Source organism: Cupriavidus sp. OV096, from assembly GCF_900115455.1.
Taxonomy (GTDB): Bacteria; Pseudomonadota; Gammaproteobacteria; order Burkholderiales; family Burkholderiaceae; genus Cupriavidus.
On sequence record NZ_FOWM01000003.1, the window covers coordinates 18,832 to 30,642 of the forward strand.

Here is an 11,811-nt window from a genome sequence, read left to right on the forward strand (position 1 = left end):
AAAAACGTCTTGTGATGCGTTTGGTTTTGACTACTGGTTGGCTCGAAAAAACGGAAACATCAGGCATTGCCCGGGCGGAACGGCTTGCCCAGCGAGGCCGGCATATTGAGCCGGATCCACGCCGGGTTCCGCGAAATCAGCGCCAGCACGACGATGGTGGCCGCGTACGGCAACATCGACAGCACCTGCGACGGCACCGACACGCCAATGCCCTGCAAATAGAACTGGAGGATGGTCACGCCGCCGAACAGCCACGCGCCCACCAGCACCCGGCCCGGGCGCCACGTGGCGAAGGTGGTCAGCGCCAGCGCGATCCAGCCCCGGCCCGAGACGAGGTTCTCCACCCACATCGGCGTATAGACCAGCGACAGGTAGGCGCCCGCCAGCCCGCAGCAGGCGCCGCCGAACAGCAGCGCGCCGAAGCGGATCCAGCGCACCGGGTAGCCCAGTGCATGGGCGGACTCCGGGGACTCGCCGATCGCGCGCAGCGTCAGCCCGGCCCGTGTGCGGAACAGGAACCAGGTGATCGCGGCACATAGCAGAATGCTGAAATACACCATCCAGTGATGCTGGAAGAAGGCCGGCCCGACGAACGGGAGGTCGGCCAGGAACGGCACCGACTTGGCCTGCGCGGGCATGGCGTAGCCGACGAAGCGCTGCGCCATGAAGGCCGACAGGCCCGTGCCGAAGATCGACAGCGCCAGGCCCGTGGCCACCTGGTTGGTGGCCAGCACCAGCGCCAGCCACGAGAACAGCGAAGCCATCAGCATGCCGGCCAGCGCGCCAGCCGCGAAGCCGAGCATCGGCGACTGGGTTTGGTAGCCGACCATGAAGCCGAACGCGGCGGCCACCAGCATCATGCCTTCGGCGCCGAGGTTGAGCACGCCGGCGCGCTCGTTGACGAGCAGGCCCAGCGCGGCCAGCAGCAGCGGGGTGCCGGCGTTGATCGCCGTGGCGATCAGGGGAGCGAGTTGTTCCATATTGTTATCGGCTCCGGTTCAGGCGGCCCGGGCGCGCCAGCGCAGCCGGTTGTCGATCAGCGTGTCGCACGCCAGCAGGAAGAACAGCAGCATGCCCTGGAACACCCAGCCGATGGCCGAGGGCAGCCCCAGCCGCGACTGCGCCATCTCGCCGCCTATATAGAAGAGCGACATGACGATGCCGCCGAACACGGCGCCCACCGGATGCAGCCGCCCCACAAAGGCGACGATGATGGCCGTGAAGCCGTAGCCGGGCGAGATCGACGGCAGCAGCTGGCCGATCGGCCCCGTCACCTCGAACGCGCCTGCCAGCCCGGCGGTGCCGCCCGAGATCATCAGCGCGCTCCACAGCGCCTTGCGCGACGAGAACCCCGCGTAGCGCGCCGCCAGCGGGGCGGTGCCGCCCACCTGGAGCCGGAAGCCGGCAAAGCTGCGGAAGACGAACACCGTCATCGCGGCCACCAGCACCAGCATGACCAGGAAGCCTACGTGCAGCCGCGAGCCGGACAGCAGGTTCGGCAGCAGGAACTCGGACGAAAACACTTTCGACTGCGGGAAGTTCATCCCCGCCGGGTCCTTCAGCGGTCCGTTGACGACCCACAGCAGCAACTGCTGGGCGATGTAGGTCAGCATCAGCGAGACCAGGATCTCGTTGGCGTTGAAGCGGTCCTTGAGCAGCGCGGTGATGGCCGCCCAGGCCATGCCGCCGACGATGCCGGCCAGCCCGGCAATGACCAGCACCGCCGGCCCGGAGATGGTGTGGCCCGGCGTGTCGAAATAGAGCACGGCGGCCCCGGCGAAGATGCCGCCGAGGATCAGCTGCCCGTCCGCGCCGATATTCCAGACATTGGCCCGGTAGCAGACCGACAGCCCCAGCGCGCAGAGCACCAGCGGTACGGTCTTGAGCAGCACTTCGCCAATCGCGCGCTTGTCTTTCAGCGGATCGACCAAAAACACCTTGAGCGCAGCCACGGGGTCCTTGCCGAGCACCAGGAACAGCAGCGCGCCGAACAGCAGCGTCAGCACCAGCGCGAATAGCGGCGAGGCGTAGGCCATCGGGCGCGACGGGGCGCCGCGCGGCGCCAGCGTCAGCGGGGAGCGGAGATCAGCCATGGCTAGCCCCCTCCGTGGTGGCGTGCGGCCGTTCGCTGGCCGGCCCGCCCTCCCATAAGCCGCTCATCCACAGGCCGACCTGCTCGCGCGTGGCCGATTCCACGGGAATCGACGGCGACAGGTGGCCCTTGGCCATCACATGGAGCCGGTCGCACAGGCCGAACAGCTCGTCGAGTTCCTCGGACACCACCAGCACGGCGCAGCCGGTGGCCTTGAGCGCGAGGATTTCGTTGTGGATCTGTGCGGCGGCGCCCACGTCCACGCCCCAGGTCGGTTGCGCCACGATCAGCACTTTCGGACCACTTTCGATCTCGCGTCCGACGATGAATTTCTGGAGATTGCCGCCCGACAGGCTGCGCGCCAGCGCCGCCGGCCCGCTGGCTTTGACGCGGAAGCGGCTGATGATGCCGGCCGCCAGCCCCTCGGCCGCCTTCGGCGACACCATGCCGCCGCGCACATAGGGCGGCGTCTGGTGCGACAGCAGGGTATTGGCCGACAGGCTCATGCCCGGCACCGCGCCCCGGCCTAGCCGTTCCTCGGGCACGAAGGCGAGCCCTACGCGGCGGCGCGCGGCGGCGTCGAGCCGGCCCACCGGTTGCTGGTCGATCTGCACGCTGCCCGCCGCGCCACGCGGGTCCTCGCCGGAGAGCGCCGCCAGCAGTTCCTGCTGGCCGTTGCCGGACACCCCGGCGATGCCGACGATCTCGCCGGCATGCACATCGAGCGCAATCTGTTGCAATTCAGTGGCGAAGGCGTGGGCGCGCGGCACCGAGAGGTCGCGCACGGCCAGCCGCACCGGCCCGCGCTCGGTGGTCACGCGGGCCTCGCGCGGCGGCTCGCCGCCGATCATCAGCCGCGACAGCGACGCCGCGCTTTCCGCGCGCGGGTCGCAGACGCCCGTCACCCGGCCCATCCGCATCACGGTGGCGTGATGGCACAGCGCGCGGATCTCGTCGAGCTTGTGACTGATATAGAGGATGCTGGTGCCTTCCTCGGCCAGCTGGCGCAGCGTGACGAACAGCGTCTCCACAGCCTGCGGGGTCAGCACCGAGGTGGGCTCGTCCAGGATCAGCAGTTGCGGCCGGGCCAGCAGCGCGCGGACGATCTCCACGCGCTGGCGCTCGCCCACGGACAGCGTGTGCACGTGGCGGTTCGGTTCCAGCGGCAGGCCGTAGCGCGCCGCCGTGTCGCGGATGCGTTCGGCCAGTTGCTTCATCCCGCCGACTTCCTTCGGCGGCAGGCCGAGCGCGATGTTCTCGGTCACGGTCAGCGTGTCGAACAGCGAGAAATGCTGGAAGACCATGGCGATGCCCAGGTTGCGGGCATCGTGCGGGCTGGCGATGGCGACCGGCGCCCCGTTGAAGTGCACCTCGCCGGCGTCCGGACGGACCGCGCCGAAGATGATCTTCATGAGGGTGGATTTGCCGGCGCCGTTCTCGCCAAGAACAGCGTGGATCTCGCCGGGGGCGACGGAGAGGCTCACGTCGTCATTGGCGGTCACGCCGGGATAGCGCTTGGTGATGTGGGCAAGCGCCAGCCTGGGGGGAAGTTGTAATGTCACTGAGGCGGCTCGGATTGTTGTGGCAGCAACGTTGAGATCAGGCACGTGACAGCGGCTGTGCGTGGCGCAGCATCGCCGCGCGGCAGGTTGTCATCATCATGGTGTCGTGATGCCCGGAATTTGCTGTGGATTATATAAGTGCGCGGGGGTTCGGCGGCCCGTTTCCGGCCGCAGGCCATGCCCCACAACGGTTACAGGCAGGTTGCAAGTCGCGTGCCGAGCACGCGGGCAAGAAAAAACCGCCGCGCTGTCACGAGGACAGGGCGGCGGTCAGCAAGGGCCCCGGCGCATGGCCGGGGCAGGGGAGGAGGTTAGCGCCGGCTAGCGCAAATTAGCGCCGGTCAGGCATTGGCTGCCACGCCAAAACGGCCTTCGCGGAAGTCGGCCAGCGTCTGGTAGATCTGTTCCTGCGTGTTCATCACGAACGGGCCGTACTGCGCGATCGGCTCGTTCAGGGGCTGGCCGGCAATCACCAGGAACTGGGCATCCTGCGTGGCGGTCACGACCACGCCATCGGCCCCGCCGGCGTTGTCGAGCACGCCCATGCGCTGCGCTTCCACCACGGCATCGCCGATCCGCACTTCGCCCTGATGCACATAGACAAAGGCGTTATGGCCGGCCGGCACTGCCTGCGTGAAGGTCTGCCCGGCAGGCAGGTTCACGTCGAGGTAGATCGGCGCGGTGACCGGACGCGTCATGGCCCCGGCCACGCCGTGGGAGGCGCCGGCCAGCACGCGTACGGTGCCGCCGGAACGCAGCGCCACAGTCGGGATCGACGCCGCCGGCATGTCGCGGTACCACGGCGTGGTCATCTTGTCCGCGGCGGGCAGGTTCAGCCAGAGCTGGAAGCCTTCCATGCGGCCGTCTTCCTGCTCGGGCAGTTCCGAGTGCACTACGCCGGAGCCAGCCACCATCCACTGCGCGCCGCCGCCTTCGAGCAGCCCTTCATTGCCGGCGCTGTCGCGGTGACGCATGCGGCCAGCCAGCATGTAGGTGATGGTCTCGAAGCCCCGGTGCGGGTGATCGGGGAAGCCGCCGATGTAGTCGTCCTTGTTGTCGGTGCCGAAGGCGTCGAGCATCAGGAACGGGTCCAGCCGGCGTTGCAGGTTCTGCGTCAGCACGCGGGTGAGCTTCACCCCGGCGCCATCGGACGTGGCAATGCCGCGCACCACGCGATCGACGGTGCGCGAGCGCTCAACGGTCTCCTGGGCGGTGGCCGGAACGGTGGCGAGAGTGCGGGTTTCCATGTTGTGGTTTCTCCTGTGGCGGACGGCCCTCGGCCGTCTCTGCATACCCGTAAATGTAGGGGTTTGGTGGCAAAGCGGTAGACGGCGGGCGGGCAACAGATTGTTCCAATCGTGTTGCAAATGAGCGCCCAGTCAGTGCATGGCTGCAACGGACTGGCCGGCGTTTTAGAAGCCGAAAGATCGCCGCCAGATGGCCGAAGAAGGCACCTGAAACCATCTCGGAAAACGCGAAGATGACAGATTGACAGAAGTTGTGTAGAATAGCGCTCTCTTTGTCATCCGTTGCTGGAAATTGCTGTGGTCCGGTTTGTGCCGGAATCCCCGCGATCCCTTGTCCAGCAACGGCCGATTGACCGGCGGCGCCCACCGAAGCGCGTTTCCACAACGACACCAGTCGCCGCCACTGGCCAAGCCGGATCGAACTGATCCGATTGCGCCGCTACCGGGCGATTCGCACCCACCGCTGTACCGCGCGAATCCCCTTCACAAGGCTGTCCCGCCCCTCGCGTGGCAGCCACAAGTCCGTCCGCTGGCAATCGTGCCAGTCATGGCGGCAAGGCAATCTGAACCGGGCCCCGGCGGGCACCCATCCGAACTACCGCCGGCCCTTTTGTTTTCCGCTTCCGGGAAGTGGCGCCTGATGCTCATGGTGCCGCCCCCGGCGTTGGAAAGGGGGAATATGTCGAAGCAAACCATCCGGGCATTGGCCTGGAGCGGTGTCATTGCCGCCGCGCTGGCCGGTCTGGTCGCGTGGATTGGTGTGGATGTGATCCATCAGTATCACGAGCGTCTGTTCTACGACGTAGGCGACCACCTGCGTCTGGTCGCGATCTCGATGGCGATGGCACTCGTCACCGGCGTGCCGGCGGGCATCGCGCTGAGCCGGCCCTGCATGCGCCGCTGGGCGGACCGCCTGATGCAGATCTTCAATATCGGCAATACCGTGCCGTCGCTGGCCGTGCTGGCGCTTGCGCTGGCGGTGCTCGGCATTGGCGAGCGCCCGGCGGTGCTGGCGCTGTGGCTGGCGTCGCTGCTGCCCATCGTGCGGAATACGTACGAAGGGCTGCGCAACGTCTCGCCGGCGCTGCGCGAGGCCGCGCGCGGCATTGGCATGACGCCGTGCCAGCGCCTGGTGCGCGTGGAACTGCCCAACGCGCTGCCCGTGATCCTGGCCGGGGTGCGCATCAGCCTGGTGATCAACGTGGGCACCGTGCCGCTCTCGTTCCTGATTGGCGCCAACAGCCTTGGCGAGCTGATCTTCCCGGGCATCTACCTGAACAACCAGCCGCTGCTGCTGCTGGGCGCCGCGGCCACCGCGCTGCTCGCGCTGCTGCTGGACGCGCTGTTCGCCACGGCCGGCCATATCTATCTGCGCCGCCGCGGGCTGGCGTACTGAGGAGTCGAATTACATGGGAATGCAACGAAACTGGGAGCGCCGGCTGTTCTGGCTGTTCGCCGTGGTGGGCGTGGCGGCTGCCGCCGTGCTGCTGGGCACCGCGCCCGCCCGCGCGCAACAGCCGGCCGGCGAGCCTGTGCGGGTGGGCGGCAAGAACTTCACCGAGCAGCTGATCCTGTCGTCGATGACCACGCAGTACCTGCGCGCCAAGGGCATCAACACGGAAGTCACCTCGGGCCTGGGCAGCACGCTGATGCGCCAGGCCATGGAGTCCGGCCAGCTGGACGTGGTGTGGGACTACACCGGCACCGCGCTGATCGTCTTCAACAAGGTCGAGGAAAAGCTGGACGCCGAGCAGAGCTACGCACGCGTGAAGCAGCTGGACGCCGCCAAGGGTCTGATCTGGCTGGACGCCTCCAAGGTCAACAACACCTACGCGCTGGCCATGCCGAAGGAGCGCGCCGAGCCGGGCCTGACCACGCTGTCCGCCTACGCCGCCAAGCTGCGCGAGAAGGCCGCCGATGACAAGGCCCGCCCGTTCGCCGTGGACATGGAGTTCGCCGCGCGCCCGGACGGCCTGGAGCCGCTCAAGGCCGCCTACCAGCTGCCGCTGGGCCGCAAGGACGTGATCCAGCTCGATCCCGGCCTGGTCTACACCGCGCTCAAGAACAATCAGGTCGATCTGGGCCTGGTCTACACCACCGATGGCCGTGTGAAGGGCTTCGACCTCGTGCTGCTGGAAGACGACCTGCACTTCTTCCCGCCGTATAACGCCGTGCCAGTGGTGCGCAAGGCCGTGCTCGACAAGCGGCCGGAACTGGCCGGCCTGCTCAACGCGCTGTCCGCCCAGCTGGACAACGCGGCGATGACCGACATGAACTATCAGGTCGATATCGGCCAGCAGCCGGTGGACAAGGTGGCAGGAGACTTCCTGCGCAGCCACGGACTGATTTGAGGAGCCGCCCATGGATTTGCTGACTTATCTCGCGCATAGCTGGCCGACGCTGCTGCGGCTGACCGGCGAGCATCTGGCGCTGGTGGGCTCCGCCGTGGGGCTGGCCATCCTGATCGGCGTGCCGCTCGGCATCCTGATCACGCGTCACCGCTTCCTGGCCACGCCGCTGCTGGCGCTGGCCACGGTGGTGCTGACGCTGCCGTCCATCGCGCTGTTCGGGTTGATGATCCCGATCTTCGCGCGCTTCGGCCACGCGCTCGGCTACGTGCCGGCCGTGACCGCCGTGTTCCTGTACTCGCTGTTGCCGATCATGCGTAACACCTACACGGCGCTGGCCAATGTCGATCCCGGCATCCAGGAGGCCGGCCGTGGCATCGGCATGACCACCTGGCAGCGCCTGCGGCTGGTGGACCTGCCGCTGGCCGTGCCGGTGATCCTGGGCGGCGTGCGCACGGCCGTGGTGATGAACATCGGCGTGGCCACCATTGCCGCCATCATTGGCGCCGGTGGCCTTGGGGTGCTGATCCTGCAAGCGATCAGCCAGAGCAACATGAGCAAGCTGGCCGTGGGCGCGGTCCTCGTCAGCGTGCTCGCCATTGTGGCGGACGCCGGCCTGCAAGCCCTGCAGCGCGCGCTGACGCCGAAAGGAATCCGCCAACCATGATCGAACTCGACCAACTCACCAAGTCTTTCCACCAGAAGGACGGCACGGAAGTGCGCGCCGTGGACGCCGTCTCGATGACGGTACCCAAGGGCGAGATCTGCGTCTTCCTGGGCCCCTCGGGCTGCGGCAAGACCACCACGCTCAAGATGATCAACCGGCTGATCGAGCCCACCTCGGGCACGGTCCGCATCGAGGGCGAGGACACCGCCGGTATCGACGGCGTGGCGCTGCGCCGCAAGATCGGCTATGTGATCCAGCAGATCGGCCTGTTCCCGAACATGACGATCGAGGAAAACATCATGGTCGTGCCGCGCCTGCTCGGCTGGGACAAGCGCCGCTGCCGCGAGCGCGCCCGGGAGCTGATGTCGATGGTGCAGCTCGACCCGGACAAGATGCTGGGGCGCTACCCGCGCGAGCTGTCGGGCGGCCAGCAGCAGCGCATCGGCGTGATCCGCGCGCTGGCGGCGGACGCTCCCGTGCTGCTGATGGACGAGCCGTTCGGCGCGGTGGACCCGATCAACCGGGAGAGCATCCAGAACGAGTTCTTCCAGATGCAGCGGCAGCTCGGCAAGACCGTGATCATGGTGTCGCACGACATCGACGAGGCGATCAAGCTGGGCGACAAGGTGGCCGTGTTCCGGCGCGGGCAACTGGTGCAGTTCGACCATCCGGACGCGCTGCTGGCCCATCCGGCGGACGACTTCGTGCAGGCCTTCGTCGGCCATGACAACACGCTCAAGCGCCTGCTGCTGGTGCGCGCGGGCGATGCGGCGACGATGCCGCCGAGCTGCCGTCCGGACATGTCGCTGGCCGAAGCGTTCGGCGTGATGGACGAAGCCGACGTGCGCCACCTGCCTGTGATCGATGAGGCGCAGCGCGCGCTGGGCTACGTCACGCGCCGCGACGTGCGCAACGCCCTGGCCAAGGGCGGTAGCTGCGCCGATGTGCTGCGCCCGTTCGCGGTCAGCGCCGCGTTCGACGAGCACCTGCGCATCGTGCTGTCGCGCATGTACCAGCACAACACGAGCTGGCTGCCCGTGGTGGACGGCGATGGTGTCTACCTGGGCGAAGTCACGCAGGAGTCGATTGCCGACTACCTGAGCTCGGGGCGCTCGCGCGGCAATGCGCCGGTGATTCCGCCGCCGGTGTCGTCGCCCGTCACCACGCCGAGTTCGGCGCCGATGCGGGTAGCCGCCTGATCGCATGATCGCGGCTGGAGCGCCCTCCGCCATGAAAAACGGCCGCTTGCGCGGCCGTTTTTTCGTCCATCAGAACAACGACGCGGCTCAGGCGCGGCCGAGTTCGCCGTCCTTCAGACGCCACAGGTTCAGCGGGTTGCCATCCTGCACGGCGGCCGGCAGCAGGGCGGCCGGCACGTTCTGGTAGCACACCGGACGCAGGAAGCGGTCGATCGCCGAAGCGCCCACCGAGGTCGTGCGGGTGTCCGACGTGGCCGGGAACGGGCCGCCGTGCACCATCGCGAACGACACTTCCACGCCGGTCGGGTAGCCGTTGAACAGCACGCGGCCCACCTTGCGTTCCAGCGCCGGCAGCAGGCGCGCGGCCACGGCCTTATCGCCGGCATCGGCCTGCACCGTGGCCGTCAGCTGGCCTTCCAGGATGCGGGTGACGGCCAGCAGCGTGTCCACGTCGCGGCAGGTGACGAGCACCGTCGACGGGCCGAACACTTCGGCATGCATGCGGTGATCGGCGATAAAGCGTTCGGCGGAGGTCTCGAAGAACGCCGGACGGGCCTGGTTCGGACCCGTGCCTGCCAGGCCGCAACCCGGGCGGGTCAGGCCTTCCACGGCGGACAGTTGGGCCACGCCACGCTCGAACGCCTGATGGATGCCCGGCGTCAGCATCGTGCCGGCGGCCTTGGCCGACACCGCTGCCACGGCGGCGGCGCGGAAGGCGTCCAGCGCCGGGCCTTCGATGGCCAGCAGCAGGCCGGGATTCGTGCAGAACTGGCCTACGCCCATCACCAGCGAATCCACCAGGTCACGTGCGATGGCTTCGCCGCGCGCGGCCAGTGCCTCGGGCAGCAGGTAGACCGGGTTGATGCTGCTCATCTCGGCGTAGACCGGAATCGGCTGCGGACGCTCGTTGGCGACCTTGACCAGCGCCATACCGCCCGTGCGCGAGCCGGTGAAGCCCACGGCCTGGATCACCGGATGGGCGACCAGCGCGGTACCGATGGCGATGCCGGCGCCCATCACGAGCGAGAACACGCCTTCCGGCAGGCCGTTATCGGCAACTGCCTTTTGAATCACACGTCCGACCAGTTCCGAGGTGCCCGGGTGCGCCGGGTGGGCCTTGACGACCACCGGGCAGCCTGCGGCCAGCGCGGAAGCGGTATCGCCACCGGCCACCGAGAACGCGAGCGGGAAGTTGCTGGCGCCAAACACGGCCACCGGACCGACGGGGATGTTCTGCATGCGCAGGTCGGGGCGCGGCGGGGTGCGCTCGGGCAGGGCGCTGTCGAGCGTGGCGTCTTGCCAGCGGCCGTCGCGCACCACACGTGCGAACAGGCGCAGCTGGCCGGCGGTACGGCCGCGCTCGCCCTGCAGGCGGGCGATCGGCAGCGCCGTCTCGGCGTGCGCGCGCTGGACCAGTTCATCGCCCAGTGCCTCGATGCCTTCGGCGATCGATTCGAGGAAGCGCGCGCGCTGCTCGGGCGTGGTCGCACGATACGTGTCGAAAGCCGCCTCGGCCAGTTGGCAGGCGCGGTCCACATCGGCGGCATTGCCACCGTGGAACGTCGGGGCCAGGGTCTCGCCCGTGGCCGGGTTGATGGCCTGGAAAGTGTCTTCGGTGCCGCGTACGGCATTCGCGCCGATCAGCATCTCGCCGGTAAGAGTCATGGTGTATCGATCCTGCGTCGTATCAGAAACATGTCATAAGACATCATATGACATCGGAAAGTCGCCCGCAACCGCGCCGCCCCCAATTACCGAAGGGGCCGCGCGCATGGCGTCAGGCGGAAGGAGCGGAGGAGCCCGCCAGGGCGGAAGCCTTGCGCAGGCGCTCGCGGCTGTTGGTCAGGTGCATGCGCATGGCGGCCTTGGCGGCCTCGGGGTCGCGGCGCTCGATCGCATCGTAGATGCTTTCGTGCTCGAAGTTGACGCGCTCCAGGTACTGCTCGCGCTCGGGCGTGCTGACCTGCAGGCGGCTGCGCGGAATCACCATCGTGCCGAGGTGGCCCATGATGTCCGTGAAATAGCGGTTGCCGGTGGCGCGCGCGATGGACAGGTGGAACTCGAAATCCGAGCCCACGGCGTCGCTGCCTTCGGAAGCCTTGCGTTTCATGTCGTCGAGCGCGCGGCGGATGGCCGTGAGCTGCTCGTCGCTGCGCCGCGTGGCGGCCAGGCTCGCGGCCTCGGCTTCCAGGCTGACGCGGAATTCCAGCATCGCCAGCACGTCCATGGCCGTGACCATGGCCGAGGGGTCGATGCGGAACGGCGAATGGGTCTCCACCGGGCGGGCCAGCACGAAGGTGCCGATGCCATGGCGGGTCTCGACCAGGCCGCTGGCTTGCAGGCGCGAAAGTGCCTCGCGCACCACTGTGCGGCTCACGCCGAGCGTGGCCATGATCTCGGATTCCGTTGGCAGCTTGTCGCCGGGCTTGATCTGGCCCTGCTGGATGCTCTCGGTCAGGTTACCCACTACTTCCTCGGCAAGCGTGCGGCCGCGGCGGCGCAGGGGAGCGGGCGAAGTTATCGGGACATTGGACATGGGTAGGGGAAACTGAGGTATTGACCGTCGCAAGATGCGCTCATTATACTGCGTCGTAAGTCATACGATGACAGATAACGCACAGGTTTGCGAGACCCCTTGCCATAATCGGCATCGATCTGTTGCGTATGGCGGCCAAACATCACAAGCAGGGCGCAGT

Annotated in this window: 10 protein-coding genes; 4 read left to right on the forward strand and 6 right to left on the reverse strand. The window is 67.8% G+C overall.

Features of this window, described 5'->3' with window-relative positions:
• Positions 1-59: 59 nt before the first annotated feature.
• The 4 genes from BM115_RS07330 to BM115_RS07345 form a co-directional block, all read right to left on the reverse strand.
• Entirely contained in the window at positions 60-980 is a 921-nt protein-coding gene (locus BM115_RS07330; RefSeq protein ID WP_092292205.1) for an ABC transporter permease, read from the reverse strand.
• 18 nt (positions 981-998) lie between these two features.
• A complete protein-coding gene (locus BM115_RS07335; protein WP_092292207.1) occupies positions 999-2,093 on the reverse strand; it encodes an ABC transporter permease in 1,095 nt (364 codons plus the stop codon).
• On the reverse strand, positions 2,086-3,654 hold the full coding sequence (locus BM115_RS07340) for an ABC transporter ATP-binding protein (RefSeq protein WP_092292209.1): 1,569 nt from the start codon (positions 3,652-3,654) through the stop codon (positions 2,086-2,088). Before BM115_RS07340 ends, BM115_RS07335 begins: the two co-directional genes overlap by 8 nt.
• Positions 3,655-3,995: 341 nt before the next feature.
• A complete protein-coding gene (locus BM115_RS07345) occupies positions 3,996-4,901 on the reverse strand; it encodes a pirin family protein (RefSeq protein ID WP_092292211.1) in 906 nt (301 codons plus the stop codon).
• A gap of 679 nt (positions 4,902-5,580) precedes the next feature.
• Between BM115_RS07345 and BM115_RS07350 the strand changes: the two genes are divergently transcribed.
• Genes BM115_RS07350 through BM115_RS07365 form a run of 4 tightly spaced genes read left to right on the forward strand, consistent with a single transcriptional unit; the run spans position 5,581 to position 9,115 of the window.
• Positions 5,581-6,297, forward strand: a complete 717-nt coding sequence (locus BM115_RS07350) for an ABC transporter permease (RefSeq protein WP_092292213.1) — start codon at positions 5,581-5,583, stop codon at positions 6,295-6,297.
• Between the two features lie 13 nt (positions 6,298-6,310).
• Positions 6,311-7,252, forward strand: coding sequence for a glycine betaine ABC transporter substrate-binding protein (locus BM115_RS07355; RefSeq protein ID WP_092292215.1), 942 nt, complete (start codon positions 6,311-6,313; stop codon positions 7,250-7,252).
• A 10-nt stretch (positions 7,253-7,262) separates the two neighbouring features.
• A complete protein-coding gene (locus BM115_RS07360; protein ID WP_092292217.1) occupies positions 7,263-7,916 on the forward strand; it encodes an ABC transporter permease in 654 nt (217 codons plus the stop codon).
• Entirely contained in the window at positions 7,913-9,115 is a 1,203-nt protein-coding gene (locus BM115_RS07365; RefSeq protein ID WP_092292219.1) for an osmoprotectant ABC transporter ATP-binding protein OsmV, read from the forward strand. The genes BM115_RS07360 and BM115_RS07365 overlap by 4 nt, the downstream gene beginning before the upstream one ends.
• A gap of 87 nt (positions 9,116-9,202) precedes the next feature.
• Here BM115_RS07365 and BM115_RS07370 read toward each other — a convergent pair whose 3' ends face one another.
• Both BM115_RS07370 and BM115_RS07375 read right to left on the reverse strand, forming a co-directional pair.
• Positions 9,203-10,780: an aldehyde dehydrogenase (NADP(+)) gene (locus tag BM115_RS07370; protein ID WP_092292221.1), complete on the reverse strand. Its 1,578-nt coding sequence runs from the start codon at positions 10,778-10,780 to the stop codon at positions 9,203-9,205.
• Between the two features lie 112 nt (positions 10,781-10,892).
• On the reverse strand, positions 10,893-11,651 hold the full coding sequence (locus BM115_RS07375; RefSeq protein ID WP_092292223.1) for a FadR/GntR family transcriptional regulator: 759 nt from the start codon (positions 11,649-11,651) through the stop codon (positions 10,893-10,895).
• Positions 11,652-11,811: the final 160 nt, after the last annotated feature.